At 63.6% G+C, this 23,964-nt stretch carries 16 protein-coding genes; 12 read left to right on the top strand and 4 right to left on the bottom strand.

From position 1 onward, the window contains the following. Positions 1–5: 5 nt before the first annotated feature. Positions 6–1,535, bottom strand: a complete 1,530-nt coding sequence (locus KVP70_RS02735) for an FAD-dependent monooxygenase (protein ID WP_217940450.1) — start codon at positions 1,533–1,535, stop codon at positions 6–8. Positions 1,536–1,640: 105 nt separating this feature from the next. Here KVP70_RS02735 and bla point away from each other — a divergent pair, with 105 nt between their 5' ends. Both bla and KVP70_RS02725 read left to right on the top strand, forming a co-directional pair. Then, positions 1,641–2,528, top strand: coding sequence for a class A beta-lactamase (bla, locus tag KVP70_RS02730; protein ID WP_217940449.1), 888 nt, complete (start codon positions 1,641–1,643; stop codon positions 2,526–2,528). Positions 2,529–2,557: 29 nt separating this feature from the next. Further along, positions 2,558–3,082: a hypothetical protein gene (locus KVP70_RS02725; protein WP_217940448.1), complete on the top strand. Its 525-nt coding sequence runs from the start codon at positions 2,558–2,560 to the stop codon at positions 3,080–3,082. On the opposite strand, the gene KVP70_RS02720 is transcribed toward KVP70_RS02725, so the two are convergent. Genes KVP70_RS02720 through KVP70_RS02710 form a run of 3 tightly spaced genes read right to left on the bottom strand, consistent with a single transcriptional unit; the run spans position 3,079 to position 8,398 of the window. Further along, positions 3,079–3,798, bottom strand: coding sequence for a polysaccharide deacetylase family protein (locus KVP70_RS02720; protein ID WP_217940447.1), 720 nt, complete (start codon positions 3,796–3,798; stop codon positions 3,079–3,081). The two genes, KVP70_RS02725 and KVP70_RS02720, sit on opposite strands and share 4 nt — an antisense overlap. Continuing rightward, positions 3,795–4,379 carry a 4'-phosphopantetheinyl transferase family protein gene (locus tag KVP70_RS02715; protein ID WP_217940446.1) on the bottom strand — a complete coding sequence of 195 codons (585 nt, stop codon included), beginning with the start codon at positions 4,377–4,379 and terminating at the stop codon, positions 3,795–3,797. The genes KVP70_RS02720 and KVP70_RS02715 overlap by 4 nt, the downstream gene beginning before the upstream one ends. Next, positions 4,376–8,398 carry a Pls/PosA family non-ribosomal peptide synthetase gene (locus tag KVP70_RS02710; protein WP_217940445.1) on the bottom strand — a complete coding sequence of 1,341 codons (4,023 nt, stop codon included), beginning with the start codon at positions 8,396–8,398 and terminating at the stop codon, positions 4,376–4,378. Before KVP70_RS02710 ends, KVP70_RS02715 begins: the two co-directional genes overlap by 4 nt. 137 nt (positions 8,399–8,535) lie before the next feature. Between KVP70_RS02710 and KVP70_RS02705 the strand changes: the two genes are divergently transcribed. The 10 genes from KVP70_RS02705 to KVP70_RS02660 all read left to right on the top strand — a co-directional run bounded on the left by KVP70_RS02705 (position 8,536) and on the right by KVP70_RS02660 (position 23,957). After that, positions 8,536–10,038, top strand: coding sequence for an AMP nucleosidase (locus KVP70_RS02705; protein WP_217940444.1), 1,503 nt, complete (start codon positions 8,536–8,538; stop codon positions 10,036–10,038). Between the two features lie 183 nt (positions 10,039–10,221). Then, positions 10,222–13,107: a TonB-dependent receptor gene (locus tag KVP70_RS02700; RefSeq protein WP_217940443.1), complete on the top strand. Its 2,886-nt coding sequence runs from the start codon at positions 10,222–10,224 to the stop codon at positions 13,105–13,107. Between the two features lie 74 nt (positions 13,108–13,181). After that, a complete protein-coding gene (locus KVP70_RS02695; protein ID WP_217940442.1) occupies positions 13,182–14,534 on the top strand; it encodes an MFS transporter in 1,353 nt (450 codons plus the stop codon). A 19-nt stretch (positions 14,535–14,553) separates the two neighbouring features. Continuing rightward, positions 14,554–15,501: a glycoside hydrolase family 43 protein gene (locus tag KVP70_RS02690; RefSeq protein WP_217940441.1), complete on the top strand. Its 948-nt coding sequence runs from the start codon at positions 14,554–14,556 to the stop codon at positions 15,499–15,501. Between the two features lie 93 nt (positions 15,502–15,594). Beyond that, a complete protein-coding gene (locus KVP70_RS02685) occupies positions 15,595–16,641 on the top strand; it encodes an aldose epimerase family protein (RefSeq protein ID WP_217940440.1) in 1,047 nt (348 codons plus the stop codon). Positions 16,642–16,769: 128 nt separating this feature from the next. Beyond that, positions 16,770–18,512 (top strand): IlvD/Edd family dehydratase, encoded by a 1,743-nt coding sequence (locus KVP70_RS02680; protein ID WP_217940439.1) that lies wholly within the window; start codon positions 16,770–16,772, stop codon positions 18,510–18,512. An 18-nt stretch (positions 18,513–18,530) separates the two neighbouring features. Next, positions 18,531–19,523: an AraD1 family protein gene (gene araD1 / locus KVP70_RS02675; protein ID WP_217940438.1), complete on the top strand. Its 993-nt coding sequence runs from the start codon at positions 18,531–18,533 to the stop codon at positions 19,521–19,523. Then, the gene (locus KVP70_RS02670; protein ID WP_217940437.1) at positions 19,520–21,088 is read left to right on the top strand and encodes an aldehyde dehydrogenase (NADP(+)); all 1,569 of its coding nucleotides are present in this window, start codon (positions 19,520–19,522) and stop codon (positions 21,086–21,088) included. The genes araD1 and KVP70_RS02670 overlap by 4 nt, the downstream gene beginning before the upstream one ends. Positions 21,089–21,110: 22 nt before the next feature. Beyond that, positions 21,111–21,878: an SDR family NAD(P)-dependent oxidoreductase gene (locus KVP70_RS02665; RefSeq protein ID WP_217940436.1), complete on the top strand. Its 768-nt coding sequence runs from the start codon at positions 21,111–21,113 to the stop codon at positions 21,876–21,878. Between the two features lie 156 nt (positions 21,879–22,034). Then, on the top strand, positions 22,035–23,957 hold the full coding sequence (locus KVP70_RS02660) for a glycoside hydrolase family 97 protein (RefSeq protein WP_217940435.1): 1,923 nt from the start codon (positions 22,035–22,037) through the stop codon (positions 23,955–23,957). The last annotated feature ends 7 nt before the right edge of the window (positions 23,958–23,964 follow it).

Genomic DNA, 23,964 nt, shown 5'->3' with positions numbered 1-23,964 from the left:
GCGTGTCAATCAGTTTTGGCGGGGGCGAAGCGCAGGTGATAGCGTTCCACCAGGTTGCGCAGGGTGTCGAGTTCCTGGCGCGGCAGGGCCAGCGCCACGTGCATGTCGGGACGGATCAGGTAGGCGGCGTCGCGCAGCAGGCCGGCGTCGTCGGCGGCATCGCTCCACGGGTAGACATGCAGCGGCAGCGACACTTCGCGCGCGGCGGCGCCCAGCAAGGCCGATGGCTGGCCGTAAACATGCAGCTGCCAGTCCAGCGTTTGCAGCGCGCTGAAGTTGTCTTCGCCGTCCGGTTGCGGCACCCACGGCAGGCGGTCGCCGCCGATCACGTCGCCGGCGCGGCCTGCGCTCAGATGGCTGTCGGGATAATGGATCTGCACCTGCGACAAGGTCTTGAACAGCGTGCGGCGCGCGGCCGCAAAGCCGGCCAGCACCGGGAACACATGCGGCATCAGCCAGCCGCGCAGCAGCTGGCCGCCGGCGCCCTGCGAGACGATCATCTGGAAGGCGCGGTCGGTGGTGGCCACCAGTTTGCGCGCGAAGACGATGCGCTCGGCCTGATAAGTGTCGAGCAAGGTGGACTCGGCGCGGCCTTGCAGCACCTGGGCCAGTTTCCACGACAGGTTGACGGCGTCGCCGATGCCGGTGTTCATGCCCTGGCCGCCGGCGGGGCTGTGGATGTGGGCCGCGTCGCCGCCCAGGAAGCAGCGATCGGAGCGGAACTGCGACGCCACCCGGTGATGCACGCGATACGTGGAGAACCAGTTGACCTGTTCCACCTTGATGCCCAGCAGCGGCTCCAGCACCGGGCGGACATCTTCAAAGTTTGGCTCGGGCAGCGCTTCCGCTTGCGGCGGCAGGATGCCGATCAGTCGCTGCATGCCGCGCGAGCGCACCGGCAGCATCAGCGCAAAGGTGTTGGCGCCGAGATGGCCGACCAGGTCGCGATTCTCCGGGCCGGAGGTTTTGACGTCGGCCACGTAGTACAAATGCTCGTAGGTGCCGCCGCTGAAATCGAACTTCAGCGATTCGCGCACGCGGCTGCGCGCGCCGTCGCAGCCGCACAGGTAGGCGCTGCTGCAGGCGATGCGGTCGCCGTCGCGCTCCAGCACGGCGCGCACGCCCCATTCGTCCTGCGTGAACGATTCGAGCTCGGTGTTCCATTCGACCTCCACGCCCATGGCCTTGAGCTGCTCGACCAGGAAGCGTTCGTGGTCGTCCTGCGGGAAAGCCAGCACGAAGGGATAGGGACTGAGGCCGGCGCCGATATCCTTGAGCGGCAGTTCGGCGACGTCTTCGCCGCCTTCGCGCAGGTGGATGGCTTCGATCTTGATGCCGAGGTTGACGACGACGTCGGCAAAGCCCAGCTGGCGATAGAACTCCAGCGTGCGCGCATGCACCGCCATCGCGCGTGAAGCCTGGCCAGGACCGCTGTTCTTGTCGATGATGCGCACGCCCACCCCATGCCGCGCCAGGCGGATAGCGAGTACCAGGCCGGTGGGGCCGGCGCCGACGATGAGGACTTGAGGGGCCATCCAAAGAGTCTACATCCGCCGCAAAATGGGGTGCGTTCAATTGAATACGAGCTTAAGAAACGGCTGGTAATATGCAAAACATTGCTTAACTTATACCCGCGCACCATGACTGTTTTCGCCACCCGCCGTGCCCTGATCCTGGCGCTTGCCGCCGCTCCCTTCGCCCGCGCCGCCGATTTGCTCGATTCCGCCCCGGCCTCCGCGCCGCATTCGGCGGCGTCGCTGCTGGCCAGGCTGGAGGGCGAATCGGGCGGCCGCCTGGGCGTGGCCGCGCTGAATACGGCCGACGGCCGCCAGTTGCTGCATCGCGCCGACGAGCGCTTCCCGTTCTGCAGCACGTTCAAGATGATGCTGTCGGCCGCCGTGCTGGCCAGGGAGCCGGCGCTGCTGAAGAGGCACGTGCGCTACACCAAAAAAGACCTGGTGACGTATTCGCCCGTCACCGAAAAACATGTCGGAAAAGGCATGACGGTGGCGGCGCTGTGCGAAGCCACCATCCAGACCAGCGACAACACGGCGGCCAACCTGCTGATGCAGCAGATCGGCGGACCGGCCGCAGTGACGGCCTACGCGCGCTCGATAGGCGACATGGAGTTCCGGCTGGACCGCATCGAAACGGAGCTCAACTCCGCGCTGCCCGGCGATCCGCGCGACACCACCACGCCAGCCTCGATGGCGGAGTCGCTGCACAAGCTGCTGCTGGGCGACGGCCTGGGCGTGGCGCAGCGCAAGCAGCTCAAGGACTGGATGCTGGGGAATACCACCGGCGACACCCGCATCCGCGCCGGCGTGCCGTCCGGCAGCCTGGTGGCCGACAAGACCGGCACCGGCGACTATGGCAGCACCAACGATATCGGCGTGATCTGGCAACCGGGCAGGGCGCCGATCGTGCTGGTGATCTACCTCACCCAGCCCGGCAAGGACGACAAGGCGCGCAGCGAGATCCTGGCCGAAGCGACCAGGATTGTCGTCGAAGCCTTCCGAGTCGGTTAAACTACGGCCTTACACATTAAGGCCAGATCATGACGAACAAAAAACAAGCAGCGCCCGCGCCTACGGGCCGCGTAGCGAATCCCTTCCTGAACGCCGAGTTTTACTCGCGCATGCGCGACTACACCGAGCGCGATGCGGGGTTTTCCAAGGAAATCAAGGCGATCGGCGAGAGCGGCGCCGGCAAGCAGAGCACCGATGCGCGCCATGCGCCGTCGCTGGCGCTGCTGCGCGCCGTGGTGAAAAAGGGCCTGACGCTTGAAGAAATGATGAACCGCATCGTCAAGGGTGTGGAATCGGGCCTGTGGGAGCCTTGGCTGACCGCCTTCGGCATCGAACTGCGCGGCGTGAACTACGCCAAGACCGGCGAGCGCAATGCGCGCCTGGCGATCGACATGAGCATGAGCTCCAAGGCGCACACCATCTTTTCCGCCGCCGGCGTCGGCAACTGGCGCAGCCTGGTGGCCGAGGACTGCGCCCAGGTCCAGATCGACAAGCCTACCGAGAAGACCCCGGCCAAAGTCACCGCCATCTTCTTCCTCGACGCAGCGGCCTAATCCCACTCCAGATGCACCACGCTGTAGCTGCGCTGTTTGAGTAGTTTGAGCAGCGCCGGCAGCGCCTGCGCTGTCGGCACGTTCACGTCGTGCATGAGGATGATGCCGCCGCCGGTGGCGTCCAGGCTTTTGACGAGGCGCTGGACCAGGATGTCGGTCGTATCCTCCGGCAGCCAGTCGTTGATGCCGAGGTCTATCGATACCACGGTGATGCCGGCTTCCTTGAGCGCCCCCAGCATGGCGGGCGTCTCCTCCAAAAACGGGAAGCGATAGGCTGGCGTGGTCTTGCCGAACACAGTCCGGTAGGCTGCCTGCACCTGACGGAAGTCGTTCAGCTGCTCCGGCACGCTCATCGCGGACAGATGCGGGTGCGTCTGGCTGTGCACTCCGGCCGAATGGCCTTCCGCCACAACCCGCCGCGCCAGCTCAGGCGATTTCTCCAGATTGGCGCCGACCATGAAGAAGGTGGCTCGCGCGCATTGGTCCGCCAATGCCTTCAATACCAGCGGTGTGGTTTCCGGCACCGGGCCGTCGTCGAAGGTCAGCACGACCTCGCCCTTTTTCAGCGGCAGCGGCGCGTGCTGCGAGGCGCCGAATAGCGCGGCCTCGCGTTTCAGCGTGAGGGTGCGGGCGGTGCCCAGTTTGTCGGCGCCACAGTCGGCGGCGCTGGCTATTCCGGCCAGCGCCATCAGCAGGCCTGTCATCGCGATGTTCACTTGGTTGGGTCCAAAGATTGGCAAGCCAGTGAGACCACCAGATTATTTGGGAGCAGGGTGGATCGCGTGGGTGCCGCCAGCGCCGCAATCTCATCCGACCATTCGGCAAGTTGAACGCCATGGTATTTGAGCACGGCCTCGTGCCTGGTCCAGGCGAGAACGAAGGCGAGCGTGTGTTCGGCGGCGGGCGTCGCGGCCAGTTCGGCGCAGACTTCCGGCCCCAAATAGTCGCGCGCCACCGCCTGCCAGTCGAAGACTTCCTCCACCCGCATCAAATCGACGCCGACCGCGCCATTCAGGTTGATGGCGGCCAGCGAGTAGCCGTCTTCGTGGGTGAATGAGCAGCCGATGGCGCATTCGGCGCCCGCCAGCGTGATGCGCGGCACCTGGCCGGGCGTGCTGTCGATGAGGATTTCATTGGCGTCGACGCCCAGCACCGAGGCCAGCGCGTCACGTGCCGCCGAACGGATTTGTTCGCGCGCGCGTGGCCGCTCCACGCTGGTGGAAACGTCTATCACGAACAGGCCGTCCTGCGGCGCCGGCACGGGGCCGGGCCAGGGGGAGACTATGAGCGCGCTCATCGTGCCGGCGCCGCCGGGCAGCCTGCCCAGTAACCGTTGGCGGGAATCTGCTCGCCCTTCATCACCAGCGTCAGCGCGCCGAGACGGGCGTTGTCGCCGAGCACGGCGCTGTACAGCACCGCGCTGCGCGGCCCCATGTAGACGCCCTTGCCGATGGTGACATGGTCGATCTTCATCACGCGGTCTTCGAACAAATGGGTCTGCGGGCAGGTCAGCGCATTGAGTTCGCTGTGGTCGCCGATGTGGACGCAGTCGAATTCCGTGATGTCGGTGGTGTCCAGGTAGACGCCCTTGCCGATTTTGGAACCCAGCATATTGAACGCCAGCGGCAGCCACGGCGTGCCGCGCAGGTAGCGCATGAAGTTCGGCACGGCGATGCCCTCATACAGATTGGTCACGCCTTCGGACAGCCAGACAAACGGCGTCCACATCGGCTCCGACTGTTTGCGATAGCGGCCGATCAGCAGCCATTTCAACAGCACCACGAAGAAGTAATTGCCGATGCCGTAGCCCAGGCCCGCCAGGGTCAGGTCCCACGTCACTTCCGACCAGCGGCCGGCGCCGGCTGCCGGCATCACCGCCAGCACCAGCGTGTAGCCCACCGCGATCACCAGCGCGTGCGGCGCGACGATGCGGAACGCCTCGATCAGGCCGCGGCCCAGGCGGCGCATCGGCGACGGATGGAAGGTCAGGTTCTCGGGGTAGCCGCTGGTCTGCTCGCGCGCGGGCAGGTTGATCGGCGGGGAGCCGAGCCAGGTGTCGCCGCTCTTCATCTGGTCGTTGTCCGGCGCGCGCGAGTGCACGCCGATCAGCACACTCTCCGGCAGGATGGTGCCGTCCGGGATGTAGGCGCCGTTGCCGACAAAGCTGCGGTTGGAAATCACGGTCGGCTTCATGATCATCCAGCCGCCGTCGATTTCCTCGTCGCCCAGCATCACTGCGTCGGCGATGAAGGTTTCGTCGCCCAGGGTCAGCATGTCCGGAACCACGCCCAGGGCGGTGGAGATTTCCGCATCCTTGCCGACCTTGGCGCCCAGCAGGCGATACCAGTACGGCGCGAACACCGTGGCGTAAATGCCGTGCAGGACGTTGAGGCTCGATTCCTGGATCTGGCTCACCAGCCATTTGGCGCAGTAGGTGTTGCTGTGAACGGCCGAGCGGCCCGGATGCAGGCGTGGCAGCACGCTCCAGCGGATGCCGGCCGACAGCAACGCCGTCAGCACGATCAGCACCGTACTGGCGGGGAAGGCCAGCAGGAAGTAGCGCAGCAGCTGGATGCGCAGGTCGTCGCCCTGTATCCACGGCAGCCAGCCCTGTTCATCGAACCAGTCGATCAGCACGAAGCTCGGGAACACCGGCATGAAGAACAGCGTGACGATCAGCAGGATGCCGAAGACGAAGAACACGCCTTCGCCCATGCGGCGCGCGGCGCTGACCTGGGGGCGCGGCGGCAGGCGGGTGGTGTCGAAGGCGCCGGTGTCGCGCGCCGGCGAGCCGGCCCAGACGCGGCCGGCCGGCACGCGCATGCCGTCGCTGAGCGCCGATTGGCCTTCCAGATGGCCCAGCGCTTCGATATGCGTATTGCCTTCCAGGACGGCGAAGGAGCTGACGCAGGTGTCGTCTTCCAGCGTGATCTGGCCCAGCAGCAGGCGGCCGCGCTGCACGCGGGCGTTCTCGAAATTGACGGCGTTGCCGATGCTGACGTTGTCGCCGATGCTGAGCAGATCGGGCGAGCGCAAGGTCATCGAGCCGATGATGACATCCTTACCCACCTTGGCGCCCAGCGCGCGCAGCCACCAGGCGCTGAGCGAGGAACCGCTCAGCAGGTAAGCCGGCGCCGCCTCCACCAGCCGGTCGGCCAGCCACCAGCGGTAGTAGGTGATGCCCCACAGCGGATAGTCGCCGGCTTTCAGGCGGCCGGCGATCAGCCACTTGCCGGCGATGGCGATGCCGAATTCGCCGATGGTCGCCAGCAGGAACACGCCCACCGAGGCGGCGATCGCGCGCGCCACCGAGTCGCCCGGATCGCCGGTGAAGAAGTGGTAGGTGAAGAACGGCGCCAGCCACTGTGCCATGCGCAGCGCCACCAGCGCCGGCATCGCGACCACTTGCGCCAGACCGCAGGTCCAGCGCTTGAGCGAGGAGGGCGGCGTCCATTCGGCTTCCACCTCGGCCGCCGCGGGCGCGTCGGCCAGCACCAGGGCGATCTTGCCGATCTGGCGCTGCTGGTAGATGTCGCGCACGGTGATGTGGGCGTAGCGTGGATCGGCGCGCAGGGCCGAGGCCAGGCGCGCGGCGAAGAAGGAGTGGCCGCCGAGGTCGGTGAAGAAGTCGGCCTGGCGCAGCACCGGCTGGCCGGGGAACAATGCGGCCAGCGCGGCGAACAGCGCCACCTCGGCCGGGGTTTCGGGCAGGTCGGAGTCTTCGTTGCCGCCGGCCGGCGGGGCGCTCAGCGGCATGGCCTTGAGCGCCTTGCGGTCGATCTTGCCGGAGGTCAGGCGCGGCATGGCTTCCTGCATTTCATAGCGACCGGGAACCATGTACGGCGGCAGCTTGGCGGCCAGGCTGGCGCGCAGGGACTTTGTGTCCAGCACAGCGCCGGCTTCGGGCACGATGTAGGCCACCAACTGGTCGATGCCATCGTCCTTGCGCAGCAGGACGGCGACGGTGCCCACGCCTTCCTGCTGCGCCAGCACGGCTTCGATCTCGCCTAGTTCCACGCGGAAGCCGCGGATCTTTACCTGGTCGTCGGCGCGGCCGAGGCACTGCACTTCGCCGTCGGCGTCGATGCGGGCCAGGTCGCCGGTGCGGTACAGGCGGGCGTCGTGCTGGCCGCTGGACCACGGATTGACAAGGAATTTTTCCTCGGTCAGGTCGGGGCGGCCCAGGTAGCCGGCCGCCAGGCCAGGGCCGGTGATGCACAGCTCACCGATCTCGCCGCGCGGCAGCAGGCGCAGCGCCGGCATGGCGTTGGTGTCGATCACCAGCAGGCCGTAGTTGGGCAGCGGCGTGCCGATGGTGACCGGATGGCCCGGCTGCAGGCGCGCCAGGCTGGCCGACACCGTCGCCTCGGTCGGGCCGTAGGTGTTGAACATTTGCCGGCCGGCGCGCGACCAGCGCTCCACCAGCGATTCCGGGCACATCTCGCCGCCCAGGTTGATCAGGCGCAGGCTGGGCACTTCCTGATTGAACAGCGCCAGCAGGGTAGGCACGGCGTGCAGCACGGTGACCTGGTTCTGGTCCAGCATGCGCGGCAGCGTTTCCGGGTCGCCGCTGATTTCCTTGGGGCCGATCCACAGCGTGGCGCCGACCAGGTAGGCGATCCAGATCTCTTCGAACGACATATCGAAGGCCACCGAGAAGCCCTGGTACACCTTGTCGTCGGCCGTGACGCCGAGCACCGCGTTCTCGCTGCGCAGGAAGTGGCAGATGCTGCGCTGGGTGATCAGGATGCCTTTCGGCTTGCCGGTCGAGCCGGAAGTGTAGATGACGTAGGCCGGCACGTCGGGCGAGACGGCGCCGCGGCGCGACAAGTTGGCGCCGGCGGCGGGGGCGGCCAGCAGCGTTTCGGCGGTCCACACGGGACGGCCAAGGTCGGCCAGGCGCGGCGCAAAGGCGGCGCAGGTCAGCACGCCGGCGCCGTCGGCGTCGTCCAGGCACACTTGCAGGCGGTCGACCGGGATGTCCTCGTCGACCGGCAGCCAGGCCGCGCCGGCCTTGGCGATGCCCGCCTGCAGCACCAGCAGCTCGATCCCGCGCGGCAGCCACAGGCCAACGATCTGGCCCGGCTGCACGCCGGCGTCGATCAGGCGCGCGGCGACCAGGTCGGCCTGCGCGTTCAATTCGCGATAGCTGAGACGGCGCTCGCCGAAGATCAGCGCGGTGTGGTCGGGGGTGCGGGCGGCGCTAGCTTCCAGCAGGTCCGCCAGGATTTCCTCGCGCAGCAACTCGCTTTGCGGTTTCCCGTAAAGAATGTCTGGATGCGATTGTGGAATGTGCGGCGTTACTGGGTCATTCATGCTGATACTTTATTTTGTGTTGGCGGGTGTCATTGTACGGTACGGCTGTGCGTTCCAATAGAGGAAGAATGCAAGTTCCGCTGCCAGCCTTTACAATAAGAATCATGGGATCTTCCCCTGTGTCACGAAGGAGCCGCATGTCACCGAGCCGTCCGTTTATCGCCCCCATGCAATTTGACGATCCGATTGCCGCTTATGAACAGGTGTTGGCCATCTACGAGGCCAACGTCGCCCACCTGCGCGACGCCATGAAACGCTTTGTCGCCGGCGAGGACGTCGGCGAGCACGTGCGCGGCTGCTACCCGTTCGTGCGGGTCCATACCGACACCGTGGCCCGCGCCGATTCGACGCTGGCGTTCGGCTTCGTGGCCGGCCCCGGCACCTACGAAACCACGCTGACCCGGCCCGACCTGTTCGCGCGCTACTACCAGCAACAGTTCAAGCTGCTGTTGAAGAATCACGGCAGCCATCACCTGCGCATCGAGGTGGGCACCAGTTCGCAGCCTATCCCTATCCATTTTTCGTTCGCCGAGCACGAACACATTGAAGGCAATATGAGCGCCGAGCGGCGCCTGTTGATGCGCGACGTATTTGATCTGCCCAACCTTGCCGCGATGGACGACGGCATCGCCAACGGCACCCACGAGCCGCCGCCGGGCGAGGCGCAACCGCTGTCGCTGTTCACGGCGCCGCGCGTGGACTATTCGCTGCAACGGCTGCGCCACTACACCGGCACCTCGTGCGAGCACTTCCAGAAGTTTGTGCTGTTCACCAACTACCAGTTTTATATCGACGAATTCGTCAAGCTCGGCCACGAGCTGATGGGCCAGGCCGCCGGCGCGCCGGGCGACGACTACATCGCCTTCATCGAGCCGGGCAATCTGGTCACGCGTCGCGTCGGCCAGGCGGTGCAGGCCAACGACGCGCACGGCGCGCCGCTGCCGCGCCTGCCGCAGATGCCGGGCTACCACCTGATCCGCGCCGACGGCACCGGCATTTCGATGGTCAACATCGGCGTCGGCCCGGCCAACGCCAAGACCATCACCGACCACATCGCCGTGCTGCGCCCGCATGCCTGGCTGATGCTGGGCCATTGCGCCGGCCTGCGCAACACCCAGCAGCTGGGCGACTACGTGCTGGCGCACGGCTATGTGCGCGAAGACCACGTGCTCGACGAGGACTTGCCGCTGTGGGTGCCGATCCCGCCGCTGGCCGAGGTGCAGGTGGCGATCGAGGCCGCCGTGGCCGAGGTCACGCAGCTGACCGGCCACGACCTCAAGCGCGTGATGCGCACCGGTACCGTCGCCAGCACCGACAACCGCAACTGGGAGCTGCTGCCGCAGCGCACGCCGGAGCGCCGTTTCAGCCAGAGCAGGGCGATCGCGCTGGACATGGAAAGCGCCACCATCGCCGCCAACGGCTTCCGTTTCCGCGTGCCGTACGGGACTTTGTTGTGTGTGAGCGACAAACCGATGCATGGTGAGATCAAGTTGCCGGGCATGGCGAACCAGTTTTATCGCGAGCGGGTCGACCAACACCTGCGCATCGGCATCCGGGCGCTGGAGCTGCTGCGCGCCTTGGGCGTGGACAAGCTTCACAGCCGCAAGTTACGCAGCTTCACCGAGGTCGCGTTCCAGTAAATCCATGCAAAAAATGCATGAAGCCCGCCGAGCGCGGGCTTTTTTTTGGTTTTCTTCCCCTGTGGCGATACTTTTTTTGATATCAAAAACCGGAAAAAATTGATTGGTTTGTTTTTTGACCAGCCCATAAGATGATTTCCGAGGTAGCTGCAAAAACCATAAAACAGATAACACTGGAGACATATGAACAAGCAAATGACCGGGACAGTCGAGTCCCAGGCGAAGCATCGCCTTGTCCTGAAAAGCGGCGTCGCCGCACTGGCCGCGGCCGGCCTGCTCAGCAGCGCCTCGGTGTGGGCGCAAGCGGCTGCCGAAACGACCGAACCGACTGAGGCCGCGACCGTGGTCGTCACGGGCGTCAAGGCATCGCTGATCAAGAGCCTGGCGATCAAGCGCACCAGCGACCAGGTCGTGGAATCGATCGTTGCCGAAGACATTGGCAAGCTGCCCGACAACAACGTGGTCGAAGCGCTGCAACGGGTGACGGGCATCCAGGTCACCGACCGCTCCGGCGGCGAAGTCGGCACCTTGTCCATCCGTGGCCTGCCCGACGTCCAGACCACCTGGAACGGCCGCACTATTTTCACGGCGTCCGGCGCGCAGGTCGCGCTCCAGGACATTCCCTCGACCCTGGTTCGCCAGATTGACGTCTACAAGACGCGCGACGCCAGCCAGCTGGAAACCGGCATTGCCGGCCAGGTTGACGTGAAGTCGCTGCGGCCGTTCGATTTCAAGGGGCAGAAAATCTCGCTGTCGGCGCGTGAAACCTATCTCGATCCCGCCAAAAAGGCCAACCCGCAGCTCAGCGGCATGTTCAGCAACCGCTGGCAAACCGGCATCGGCGAAGTCGGCGCCCTGGTCAACCTGTCGGAAGTCAAGACGAAATACCGCAATGAAAGCGTGACGCCGGGCGCCATGGTGCCGTTTACCAGCCCCAACGCCGCCGAAGTTCCCGCCGGTTACACGCCCTTGCAGCGCATCTTCGACAACAACATCTGGACGCCTGGCACCCATACCGGCTTGCCGACGGCAGCGGGTTCGACGCTGGATTTCAACGGCAAGGCTTATCCTTACTATCTGGCGCGCGACGCCGTTTTCCAGAGCGACGTTAAGGGCGAGCGGGAGCGTCCTGCGGCCAACATCGCCTTGCAGTGGAAGCCGAACAGTGATTCGGTCTACACCTTCGAATCGATGTACAACGGCTATCGTGACAAGTCCTTCAACCAGCTGCTGTTCAGCTTTGTCGACTGGTGGGGTGATCTCGGCAGCAACCCTGCGAGCTCGATTACGACGTTCCCGGGAACGAACATCATCAAGAGCCGTAACGTCAATAACGTCTATGGTTTCAACAGCGGCGACTACACCACGTCGGCAACCGATTCCTACGTCTATGCCCTGAACGGCAAATGGGACATTAGCGACAAGCTGAAGCTGGAAGGTGATCTGTCGTACCAGACCAGCACCTTCCACTCGGAATTCACTGCCACCCGGATTGATCGCGTCGCACCGTCTATTTCGGTCGACTTCAATGACGGCGGCAACAACACGGCGTTCCGTTTCAATAACAATGCCGACCTGACCGACCCGACCAAGTGGAATGTTGCGCAGTTCTACGATACCGCCAACCGCAATAAGGGCAGCGCCGCGACGGCCAGTCTGGGGGGCGTCTACGATGCCGACTGGGGGCCGCTGCAGTCGATCCACTTTGGTGCGCGCTTCGACGACCGCAAGGCGTCGGAGGCTAACCGGACCCAATCGGCCTTCCTGGGCCGCAACCTGGCCTCGCTGGGTTCGGCGTATTCCTCCACCAACTCGAACTTCGGCACCGCCATCTCGGACGTTCCGCGCACATGGGTGGAGCCCAATGCCTACTACATCCGCGACCATATCGACGAGTGGCGCAAGCTGTATAACTCGGCCGATGCGAACTTCCTGACCACGGACAAACTGAGCCTGCAGAAGACGTTCGACGTCGATGAAAAGACCAAGAACCTGTTCGTGATGGGGAATACCCAGAACGAGCTGTTCGGCCATCGCCTGCGCGGCAATTTCGGCATGCGCTACGTTAAGGTCGATACCGACATGAACTTCTATAAGGTTGACGCCACCACCAAGGCGGTCACGCCGTCCGGTGCCAGCAAGTCGACCAGCAAGTTCCTGCCCAGCATGACCCTGATTTACGACCCATCCAAGGACGTCGTGATGCGCTTTAACTATGGTCAAACCCTGCGCCGCCCTAACTTCGGTGATCTGAATCCTGTCCTGCAACTCGGCGACGACGTGTCGAAGGTGGGTTATGGCTCGGGCAGCGGCGGCAATCCTGACCTGAAACCGACGCGCTCCACCAACCTCGATCTGACGGGGGAGTGGTATTTCCAGAAAGACAGCGCACTCTACGGCACTCTGTTCAAGCGCAAGATCGACGGCTTGGTCGTGAGTCTGCGTCACAAGGTTCACGTCGATCCGGCGAACGACCCGTACCGCAACTCGACCTCGGGCGGCGACCATACGAACGGCTATGACTACGTCATCAACTCGCCGGTCAACGCCTCCAACGGCGACATCAAAGGCGCCGAGCTCGGCTTGATCTACTTCCCGAAGGGGCTGCCGAGCCTGCTGGACGGTCTGGGCATCCAGGGCAGCTATACGCGACTCAGCTCGTCGCAGAACGTACCTGACGCCAATGATGCTGGCGTCATTGTCTCGCAGCTCGAGACACCGTTCTTCGGCGTGTCGCACAGCTCCTACAACGCCACCCTGGCTTACGAAAAGGGCCCGATCAGCGCGCGCTTGTCCTATGTCTGGCGCTCCGGTTTCCTGGCCAGAAACGAAGCGGCCTTGTTTGCCAATCCGATTGGCATCTGGCGTCATCCGGAAAAGAGTGTGGACATGCAAGTCTCCTATAAAATCAACGACAGGATGTCGGTCGATATCAGTGGTGTCAATCTGACCAACGAAATGCAGCAGCAGTACTACCACTTCGGCAATGCTGGGACGCCGCAGTTGACCAATTTCGGTACGCTGCAGATCGGACGTTCGGTCTCGGCTGCCGTGCGCTGGCAGATGTAAGCCCCGACGGTCCCGTCTTGTTGTGTTGACGTCGTCCCCGCGCAGGCGGGGACGACAACCTGTTGGAGTATCCGATGTCGAATCAAAAATTATCGTTGCTGGAAAAAGTGGGCTTTGGCGCCGGCGACATGGCGCTGAACGTGGTGATTTCGTCGATGATGTTGATCATCACCTTCTTCTACACCGATATCTACGGCCTGAAGACGGTCGACCTGGCGATGATGTTCGGCGTGGTGAAGTTCGTCGGTGCGATGGCCGACCTGACCATGGGCCAGATCACCGACCGCTTTACCAGCCGCTGGGGGCGTTACCGTCCGTGGCTGCTGCTGTTGGCCGTGCCGTATGGCCTCAGCGTGTTCTTCGTGTTCACCACGCCGGACTGGGGCTACAGCGCCAAGCTGGTTTGGGCCTATTCGACCTACATCATCATGACCATCATGACGGCGGGCGTCGGCATTCCGTACATCTCGCTGCCCAGCGCCTTGTCCAAGGACCCGCAGGAGACCTTGTCCGCCAACGGCTACCGCCTGTTCTTCGCCAAGATCGGCGCCTTCATGGTGACGGTGATCGTGCCGCTGCTGTCGGAGCGCTGGGGCGGTGGCAATGCGGCCGCCGGCTACCAGTTCGCCATGGCCGTCATGGCCGGCATGGGCGTGCTGCTGTTCCTGTTCTGCTTCTTCACCACCCAGGAGCGCGTGCGGCACGTGGTGCAGCGCCAGTCGCTGTGGGAGCAGGCCAAGGTGCTGGTGAAGAACGACCAGTGGCTGATCCTGTGCGGCGTCTGCGTGACCGGCACCATCGGCTATGTGGTGCGCGGCTCGGTCGCCATCTACTACGCAAAATACTACCTCGGCGCCGACGGCCCGACCATCTCGGCCTTCCTGTCCACCGGCGTGGTGGCCGCCATCCTGTCGATGATCGCCTCGACCTGGATCACCAAGTTCTATTGCAAGGTCAAGCTGTTCCGCTGGACGCAGATCGGCGTGGGCCTGATCAGCGCCGCGATGTATTTCTTCGTCGGGCCTGGCGACACCATGCTGGCGTTTGTGCTGTACTTCCTGCTGTCGTTCGTGGTGGACCTGCATGCGCCGGTGTTCTGGTCGTCCATCGCCGAGACCATCGACTACGGCGTGGTCAAGACCGGCAAGCGGGTATCGGGCTTCGCGTTCGGCGGCATCTCGGTCTGCCAGAAGGCGGGCATGGGCGTCGCCGGCATCCTGGTCGGCAAGCTGCTGACGCATTTCGCGTATGTGCCCAACGTCGAGCAGAGCGCCTATGCGCTGCACGGCATCGTCTTGATGATGACGCTGATACCTGGCTTCTTCCATACCGTCATGGGGCTTTTGATGTTCAAGTATCGTATCAACGACGAGTACTACACCGAGGTCAAGACGGCGATGGGAGTCAAAGGTTATGTGGCAGTCTAATTTTTGGGAAATCGAAGCAATGGAAGAAGTTCTCACCCCGCTGATCGAGCAGCGCGCCGATCCTTTTATCATTCGTCACAGCGACGGCTATTACTACTTCACCGCTTCGGTGCCGCAGTACGACCGCATCGAGCTGCGCCGCGCGAAAACCATCGCCGGCCTGGCGGATGCGGAGAAGGTCGATGTCTGGCACAAGCCCGATACGGGGCCGTACAGCGAACTGGTTTGGGCGCCGGAGCTGCACTACAACGACGGCGTCTGGTACGTCTACTTTGCCGCCGCGCCCAGCCGCGAGATCAAACACAAGCTGTTCCAGCACCGCATGTACGCGATCCGCAACGACAATCCCAATCCCTTGGAAGGCGATTGGGAGTTCATGGGCCAGGTCGACACCGGCATCGACACCTTCTGCCTGGACGCCACCACCTTCACCCACAAGGGCCAGCTGTACTACCTGTGGGCGCAGAAGGACATGGCCATCGAGGGCAATTCCAACCTGTATATCGCGCCGATGAAGACGCCGTGGCAGCTGGGCGGCCCGCCGGTCATGCTGAGCAAGCCGGAATTCGACTGGGAGATCCGCGGCTTCTGGGTCAACGAAGGGCCGTCGGTACTGAAGAAGAACGGCAAGATCTTCATCAGCTACTCGGCCAGCGCCACCGACGAAAACTACGCCATGGGCTTGTTGTGGGCGGACGAAAACGCCGACCTGCTGGACCCGGCCTCGTGGACCAAGCTGCCGCAGCCGGTGCTGAAAACCTGCTACGAGCATGGCGTGTACGGACCGGGACATAACAGCTTCACCATCGGCGATGATGGCGAGACCGTCATGTTGGTTTATCATGCACGCACCTATACCGAGATTATCGGCGATCCGCTGTGGAATCCGGACCGGCACACCTATGTCAAACCACTGAAGTGGGACAAGCAGGGCATGCCGGTATTCGGAAAGCCCTCGATGGCCTAAAAGACGTCGTCCCCGCGCAGGCGGGGACCCATAGAACATAAGCGGCGGCCACGGAACCAATTCCGTCGGCCGCCGTTGCCGTAGAAAGCACCCATGCAGCCCACCATCACCACAAGCCCCTTCGGTCCCGAAGCCACGCTGTACACCCTGACCAACGCCAACGGCATGATCGTCAAGATCAGCGACCTTGGCGGCGTGATCACCGAAATCCACGTGCCTGACCGCGACGGCCAGCTGGCCGACGTTTGCCTCGGCTTCGACGATGCCGCCGCCTACCTGGGCGAATCGCACTACCTCGGCGCGCTGATTGGCCGCTACGGCAACCGCATCGCCAACGGCCGCTTCACGCTGGACGGCGAAACCTATCAGCTGAACGTGAACAACGGTGTAAACCATTTACACGGAGGCCTGGACGGCTTCCACCGTCGCATGTGGGAAGCCGAAACCTTCGCCACGCCCAAATCGGCAGGCCTGATCCTGAGCTACCTGAGCGCCGACGGCGAACAAGGCTACCCAGGCAACCTGGAAGTGACCGTGATCTACGAACTGCGCGACAATAACGAATTGCGTATCGCTTTCCACGCAATCACCGACAAAGCGACGCCGGTCAACCTGACCAACCACGCCTACTTCAACCTTGCCGGCAAGGGCGACATCCTGTCCCACGAGCTGACCATCGCCGCCGAAGCCTTTACCCCGGTCGACAGCGGCCTGATACCCACCGGCGAACTGCCAGCGGTGGCAGGCACGCCGTTCGACTTCCGCACGCCACACGCGATCGGCGCCCGTATCAATGAGGACGACGAACAGCTGCGCCACGGCGCCGGCTACGACCACAACTTCGTGCTGAACAAATCCGCGCCCGACGCGCTGGAACTGGCCGCCCGCGTGCGCGATCCGTCCTCCGGCCGCGTGCTGGAAGTGCTGACCCAGGAACCGGGCGTGCAGTTCTACAGCGGGAACTTCCTGCACGACGGCATGGGCGGAAAAGGACGCATCTACAGCCATCGCAGCGGCTTTTGCCTCGAACCGCAGCACTATCCCGACTCGCCGAACCGTCCCGAATTCCCGTCGACGATACTGCGCCCAGGCGAGGAGTACAGCACCGTCATGAGCTACCGCTTCTCCGTCGAGGACTGATACCGATTCAGGTATCAAAGTCGAATAATAATTTATTGGAAAGATATCTCAACACAACTTAGTATGGCTTATCGATGCGGGGGTATGACAACCACACCCCCGTACAAGAACATACTGAGGAGATATGCATGTCCGATAACGACAAAAAGGTGAAGCTGCGCTCCGCCGAGTGGTTTGGTACGCAAGACAAGAACGGCTTTATGTATCGCAGCTGGATGAAGAATCAGGGCATTCCTGATCACGAATTCCAGGGCAAACCTATCATCGGCATCTGCAACACGTGGTCGGAACTGACCCCTTGCAATGCGCACTTCCGCAAACTGGCGGAGCACGTCAAGCGCGGCATTCTCGAAGCGGGCGGCTTCCCGGTCGAATTCCCGGTGTTCTCCAACGGCGAATCGAACCTGCGTCCAACCGCCATGCTGACCCGTAACCTGGCCAGCATGGACGTCGAAGAATCGATCCGCGGCAATCCGATGGACGGCGTGGTGCTGCTGGTCGGCTGCGACAAGACCACGCCGGCGCTGCTGATGGGCGCCGCCTCGGTCGACATTCCAACTATCGTCGTCAGCGGCGGCCCCATGCTGAACGGTAAGCTGAACGGCAAGAACATCGGCTCCGGCACCGCCGTATGGCAGCTGCACGAGCAGGTCAAGGCCGGCGAAATCACCATGCACGAATTCATGTCGGCGGAATCGGGCCACTCCCGTTCCGCAGGCACCTGCAACACCATGGGCACCGCGTCCACGATGGCCTGCATGGCCGAGGCGTTGGGCACCACCTTGCCGCACAATGCCGCCATCCCCGCCGTCGATTCGCGCCGCTACATCCTGGCGCATATGTCGGGCATCCGCGCCGTCGAGATGGTGAAGGAAGGCCTGACGCTGTCCAAGATCCTCAAGCGCGAGAACTTCGAGAACGCGATCCGCGTCAACGCCGCCATCGGCGGTTCGACCAACGCCGTGATCCACCTGAAGGCCATCGCCGGCCGCATCGGCGTTGATCTGGAGCTGGAAGACTGGACCCGCGTGGGTCGCGGCACGCCGACCATCGTCGACCTGCTGCCGTCGGGCCGCTTCCTGATGGAAGAGTTCTACTACGCCGGCGGCTTGCCTGGCGCGATCCGCCGCATGGGCGACGGCGGCCTGGTGCCGCATCCGGATGCGCTGACCGTCAACGGCAAATCGCTGTGGGAAAACTGCAAGGAAGCGCCGATCTACGACGACGAAGTGATACGTCCGCTGGACAAGCCGCTGCTGAAGGATGGCGGCATCTGCATCCTGCGCGGCAACCTGGCGCCGCGCGGCGCGGTATTGAAACCATCGGCCGCCACGCCGGAACTGATGCAGCATCGCGGCCGCGCCGTGGTGTTCGAGGACTTTGAGCACTACAAGAGCCGCATCGTCGATCCCGAGCTGGAAGTCGACGCCAACTCGGTGCTGGTGATGAAGAACTGCGGCCCGAAAGGTTATCCAGGCATGGCTGAAGTAGGGAATATGGGCCTGCCGCCGAAACTGCTGGCGGCCGGCGTCAAGGACATGGTCCGTATCTCGGATGCGCGCATGAGCGGCACCGCCTACGGCACCGTGGTGCTGCACGTGGCGCCGGAAGCGATGGCCGGCGGCCCGCTGGGCATCGTCAAGGATGGCGACTGGATCACGCTCGATTGCGCAGGTGGTTTGCTGAACCTGGAGATATCGGATGCGGAGATGGCGGAGCGCCAGGCCGTGCGCGTCGCCGGCTCGGCGCCGGGGCCCAAGACCGGTTACCAGAAGCTGTACATCGATCACGTGCTGCAAGCCGACGAAGGCTGCGATTTCGACTTCCTGGTCGGGAACCGCGGATCGGCCGTGCCGCGCCACTCGCACTAATCAACATTCGGAGACACCATGCTACTCGTGCAATTCAAGAACGAACAAGGCGCGCGCCAGATCGGCGTGCTGGAACAGAACACCATCCGCGTCATCGAAGGCTACGACACCACCTACGCGCTGGCGCAAGCCGCGATTCGCCAGTCGATCGGCCTGGCCGACCTGGCGGTGAAGGCCGCCGGTTCCACGTTGGTATCGTTCGACACCGTCGCGGCGTCGGGCCGTCTGCTGCCGCCGCTGGACCACAACGATGACGCCCACTGCTACGTCACCGGTACCGGCTTGACCCACCTGGGTAGCGCCGACACCCGCGACGCCATGCACAAGAAAATTGGCGGCGACGTCGAATCCCTGAGCGACTCCATGAAGATGTTCCGCATGGGCGTTGAAGGCGGCAAGCCTGCCGATGGAGAAGCAGGCGTGCAGCCGGAATGGTTCTACAAGGGCGACGGCTCCATCGTCGCCGCCAGCGGCCAGGCCCTGAGCATGCCGGACTTCGCGCTCGATGGCGGCGAAGAGCCGGAAGTGGCGGGCCTGTACGTGATCGGCGATGACGGCCAGCCGTACCGGGTAGGCTACGCCATCGGCAACGAGTTTTCGGACCACGTGACCGAACGCCAGAACTACCTGTACCTGGCGCACTCCAAGCTGCGCGCCTGCGGCCTGGGTCCGGCGCTGCTGGTCGGCGAAGCGCCCGCGCACATCGAAGGTACCTCGCGCATCTACGACGTGGAAGGCAAGGTCCGTTGGGAGAAAGCCTTCTTCAGCGGAGAGCAGAACATGTCGCACACCATCGGCAACCTGGAACACCACCACTTCAAGTACCCGCTGTTCAAGCGTGCGGGCGATGTGCATATTCACTTCTTCGGCACGGCGACGCTGAGCGTGGCCGACAACATCGTCGTCAAACCCGGCGAGACCTTTGAAATCGAAGCGGCGCAATTCGGCCCGGCCCTGCGCAACAAGCTGACCGTGTACAAAACCGAAATCGCGAAAGTGAAAGCGTTATGATCATCACCGGTGAAGCGCTGATAGGCGGCGTTGCCGTCAAGGGCACAGGCGCTGCGCTCCGTGGCTACAATCCGTCGCTGCAACAGCCGATGGAGCCTGAATTCCATGCTGTCGATTTCGAGCAGATCGACCAGGCCTGCCGTTTGGCCGACGCCGCGTTCGACAAATTCCGCGCGCTGAGCGACGAGCAGCGCGCCGTCTTCCTCGAAACCATCGGCGAGCAGATCATGGCGCTGGGCGATGTGCTGGTGGAGCGCGTAATGGCCGAAAGCGGCCTGCCGCGCCCACGTATCGAAGGTGAACGTGGACGCACCATCGGCCAGTTGAAACTGTTTGCCAACCTGCTGCGCGAAGGTTCGTGGAACGACGTCCGCATCGACAAGGCGCTGCCGGAACGGGCGCCGCCGCGTCCCGACCTGCGGATGCGCATGATCGGCCTCGGTCCGGTAGCGGTCTTCGCGGCCAGTAACTTCCCGTTGGCTTTTTCTGTCGCTGGTGGCGACACCGCGTCGGCACTGGCGGCCGGCTGCCCGGTGGTGTTGAAGGCGCACTCCGCGCACCCCGGCACGTCCGAGTTGGTGGGCCGCGCCGTGGTTAAGGCAGTGGAGCTTTGCGGCTTGCCAGTCGGCGTGTTCTCGCTGCTGACCGGCAGCGGCAACGGCATCGGCCAGGAGCTGGTGCGTCATCCTGCGATCAAGGCGGTCGGCTTCACCGGCTCGCGCAGCGGCGGCATGGCGCTGATGGCCGTTGCAGCCGCGCGTCCGGTGCCGATTCCCGTGTATGCGGAAATGAGTTCGATCAATCCGGTGTTCCTGATGCCGCGCGCATTGGCTGCGCGCGCCGAGGAAATCGCCGCCGGTTTCGCCGGTTCGCTGGTGCTGGGCGTGGGGCAGATGTGCACCAATCCGGGATTGGTGATTGGCGTGGGCGGCCCGGATCTGGACCGCTTTGCCAACGCCGCCGCACAAGCGCTGGCCGGCGGCGCGGCGTGCGCGATGCTGTCGCCGGGGATCGCCGGCAGCTTCCAGCGCGGAATCACGCACCTGGCGGAACATGCGGACGTGAAGACGCTGGCGCTGGCGCCGCAAGCGGAAGGCAAGGGCGCTCCGGCGCTGTTCGTCACCAGTGGCGCGGCCTTCCTGTCGCAGCACGCCTTGTCGGAAGAAGTGTTTGGTCCGGCCTCGTTGCTGGTAGCGTGCAAGGACATCGCGGAGCTGCATCAAGTCGCTGAAAGCCTCGAAGGCCAGCTGACCGCCACCCTGCAACTGGACGATGGTGACCTGGATCTGGCGCACGCCTTGCTGTCGGTACTGGAGCGCAAGGCCGGCCGCATCCTGGCCAACGGCTTCCCGACCGGCGTGGAAGTGTGCAGTGCGATGGTGCACGGCGGCCCATTTCCGTCGACCTCCGATGGCCGCAGCACGTCCGTAGGTACGGGCGCCATCGTTCGCTTCCTGCGTCCGGTGTCGTACCAGAACCTGTCGCAGGCCTTGCTGCCCGAGGTATTGCGCGACAACGGCGCCGCAACCTGGCGTCGCCGCGAGGGCGAACTGACGCGCGGCTGATAACAATAAAAACGGAGACTGTATGACCCAACTGGCCAAATTTGGCAGCTTGCGTGGCAAGCGTGTATTTATTACGGGTGGTGGCACAGGGATCGGCGAGGCGATGGTGATTTCCTTCGCCGAGCAGGGCGCGCAAGTGGCGTTTGTCGACATCGCCCGCGACGCCAGCCTGGCTTTGATCCGGCGGGTGAAGGAAGCCGGCTATCCCGAGCCACTGTTTCGCCAGTGCGACATCACCGATATCCCGGCGCTGCAAAGCACGATGGCGGAGATGGCGGCCAATGTCGGCGATTTCGACATCCTGGTCAACAACGCCGCCAACGATCAGCGTCACGAGACGGCCGAAGTGACGGTCGATTACTGGAACGAGCGCATCGCCATCAACCAGCGCCCGATGTTCTTCACCTGCCAGGCGGTCCTAGAAGGCATGAAGAAGAAGGGCGCCGGCTCGATCATCAACGTCGGTTCGATCTCGTGGCACGTCAAGAACGCAGGCTATGCGGTCTACGCCACCTCCAAAGCGGCGGTACACGGCTTGACACGCGGGTTGGCACGCGAGTTTGGCGCGCACGGCATCCGCGTCAACACCGTCACACCGGGTTGGGTGATGACCCAGCGCCAGATCGACCTGTGGCTGGACGACGCGGGCGAACAAGACATCAAGCGCAACCAGTGCATGCCGACCAAGCTGCTGCCGCAGCACGTCGCGTCGATGGTGCTGTTCCTCGCCGCCGAAGACGGCGCGATGTGCACCGCCCAGGAGTTCATCGTCGACGCCGGCTGGGTATAACCCTGGGGTCAAGTCTGACATTCGGACACGAGCTGAACCGTAGGGAGTCGTTACGGTTCAGCTCGTGTCCGAATGTCAGACTTGACCCCCGATTGGCCCCGGAGACAACCGTCCTATGAGGCGGCGGGGATACATAACCATAAAAAAGGTAGGAACATGGCAAAGACATGTTTAGTCGCGCTGACGCTCGCCGCCAGTGCAATGACGGCCGCCGCGGCGCAGCCTGTGCTGACCAGTCCGGATCATCACATCAGCGTCAAGCTGCAGGCCACTGCCGGCGGTGGGGTGGCGTATTCGATTTCCCGCGACGGCAAGCCGGTGCTGCTGGCTTCCGAGCTTGGCTTGCAATTGCAGGGCGCAGACCTGACGAACGGCTTGACGTTGACGGCTACTTCCAAGGCCCGCACCGTCAGCGACCAGTATCAGATGGCTGTCGGTAAAAAGAGCAGCATCAGTTATCGCGCCAATGAACAGACTTACACCGTGCGCAACGCGCAGCAGCAGGCGATGGACATCGTGTTCCGCGTGTCGAACGATGGCGTGGCGTTCCGCTATATCGTTGCCGAGCCTTCGCTGCCGCACAAAAAACTGATCCAGGAACGCACCACCTTCGCCTTGCCGCCTGCGGCCAAGGCATGGCTGCAACCGATCGCGGTCGCGCAAACCGGTTGGAGCAGAACCAATCCATCCTACGAAGAGCACTATCAGATGGACATCCCGGTCGGCACGGCGTCGCCATCGCCAGCCGGCTGGGTGTTCCCGGCGCTGTTCAAGAGCGGCGATAACTGGGTGGCAATCTCCGAGGCCGGCATGGATGGCAGCTTCCAGGCTTCGCGCCTTGCGCCCGAATCCGCCGGCGGAAAATACAGCATCGGCAATCCGATGGCGGTTGAAATCTATCCGGGTGGCGGCTTGCTGGCTGACGTCGATGATACGTTGACATCGCCATGGCGCCTTCTGGCGCTGGGTTCCCTGAAGACCGTGACCAACTCCACCCTCGGCACCGACCTGGCCGCACCGGCCATCGCCTTCGACAAGCAGCTGGTTAAGCCAGGCCATGCTTCGTGGAGCTGGGCGTTGATGAAGGACGACGCCACGGTCTTCGACGTGCAGAAGAAGTTTATCGACTACGCCGCCGACATGCATTGGGACTACACCCTGATCGACGCCGACTGGGACCGCAAGATCGGCTACGACAAGATCAAGGAACTGGTCGACTACGCGGCGACGAAGCAGGTCGGCATTCTGCTGTGGTACAACTCGTCCGGCCCGTGGAACGCAACCGAGTACTCGCCCAAAAGCCAGCTGCTGACGCATGAACAGCGCGTGGCCGAGTTCAAGCGCCTGCACGACATGGGTGTCAAAGGCGTGAAGATCGACTTCTTCAATGGCGACGCGCAATCGATGATCGCCTACTACGTCAACATCCTGCGCGACGCCGCCGATGCCGGCCTGCTGGTCAACTTCCACGGCGCCACGCTGCCGCGCGGCTGGACCCGCACCTGGCCGAACCTGATGACGATGGAAGCCGTACGCGGCATGGAGTTCACCACCTTCGAGCAAGCCGACGAGGACAAGATGCCGACCCACGCGGCCATGCTGCCATTCGCCCGCAATCTGTTCGATCCGATGGACTTCACGCCGATGGTCTTCGGCGATATCCCGAAAATCAAGCGTACCTCCAGCAATGGCTTCGAGCTGGCCACGTCGGTGCTCTACATCTCCGGTATCCAGCACTTCGCCGAGATCCCGGAAGGTATGGCCACCGTGCCGGCCTACGTCAAATCCTTCCTGCAGGAACTGCCGCGCAGCTGGGACGACAGCCGCCTTGTGGACGGCTATCCAGGCCAGTACGCCGTCATCGCCCGCCGCTTCGGCGATACCTGGTACATCGCCGGCATCAACGCCACCAGTGCGGACAAGGCCTTGACGCTGGACTTGTCCTTCGTCGGCGCGAAGCATGGCGTCATCATCGGCGACGGTAGCGCCGAACGCGATTTCAGCCAGCGCAGCATCGCAGCGGGCAAAAAAGTAGTCGTAACGATCAAGCCGCACGGCGGCTTCGTCATCAAATTATAAACAGGAG

Origin of the sequence: Duganella violaceipulchra, assembly GCF_019166075.1 — a bacterium.
Classification (GTDB): Bacteria; Pseudomonadota; Gammaproteobacteria; order Burkholderiales; family Burkholderiaceae_D; genus Rugamonas; species Rugamonas violaceipulchra.
The sequence above is the reverse complement of the archived record's forward strand: the minus strand, read 5'-3'. Positions and strand labels throughout refer to the sequence as shown.

Excerpts from the sequence above, each read along its gene's own strand:
- KVP70_RS02735 (WP_217940450.1), bottom strand. The coding sequence starts at position 1,535 with ATGGCCCCTCAAGTCCTCATCGTCGGCGCCGGCCCCACCGGCCTGGTA.
- bla (WP_217940449.1), top strand. The coding sequence starts at position 1,641 with ATGACTGTTTTCGCCACCCGCCGTGCCCTGATCCTGGCGCTTGCCGCC.
- KVP70_RS02725 (WP_217940448.1), top strand. The coding sequence starts at position 2,558 with ATGACGAACAAAAAACAAGCAGCGCCCGCGCCTACGGGCCGCGTAGCG.
- KVP70_RS02715 (WP_217940446.1), bottom strand. The coding sequence starts at position 4,379 with ATGAGCGCGCTCATAGTCTCCCCCTGGCCCGGCCCCGTGCCGGCGCCG.
- KVP70_RS02710 (WP_217940445.1), bottom strand. The coding sequence starts at position 8,398 with ATGAATGACCCAGTAACGCCGCACATTCCACAATCGCATCCAGACATT.
- KVP70_RS02705 (WP_217940444.1), top strand. The coding sequence starts at position 8,536 with ATGTCACCGAGCCGTCCGTTTATCGCCCCCATGCAATTTGACGATCCG.
- KVP70_RS02700 (WP_217940443.1), top strand. The coding sequence starts at position 10,222 with ATGAACAAGCAAATGACCGGGACAGTCGAGTCCCAGGCGAAGCATCGC.
- KVP70_RS02695 (WP_217940442.1), top strand. The coding sequence starts at position 13,182 with ATGTCGAATCAAAAATTATCGTTGCTGGAAAAAGTGGGCTTTGGCGCC.
- KVP70_RS02690 (WP_217940441.1), top strand. The coding sequence starts at position 14,554 with ATGGAAGAAGTTCTCACCCCGCTGATCGAGCAGCGCGCCGATCCTTTT.
- KVP70_RS02685 (WP_217940440.1), top strand. The coding sequence starts at position 15,595 with ATGCAGCCCACCATCACCACAAGCCCCTTCGGTCCCGAAGCCACGCTG.
- KVP70_RS02680 (WP_217940439.1), top strand. The coding sequence starts at position 16,770 with ATGTCCGATAACGACAAAAAGGTGAAGCTGCGCTCCGCCGAGTGGTTT.
- araD1 (WP_217940438.1), top strand. The coding sequence starts at position 18,531 with ATGCTACTCGTGCAATTCAAGAACGAACAAGGCGCGCGCCAGATCGGC.
- KVP70_RS02670 (WP_217940437.1), top strand. The coding sequence starts at position 19,520 with ATGATCATCACCGGTGAAGCGCTGATAGGCGGCGTTGCCGTCAAGGGC.
- KVP70_RS02665 (WP_217940436.1), top strand. The coding sequence starts at position 21,111 with ATGACCCAACTGGCCAAATTTGGCAGCTTGCGTGGCAAGCGTGTATTT.
- KVP70_RS02660 (WP_217940435.1), top strand. The coding sequence starts at position 22,035 with ATGGCAAAGACATGTTTAGTCGCGCTGACGCTCGCCGCCAGTGCAATG.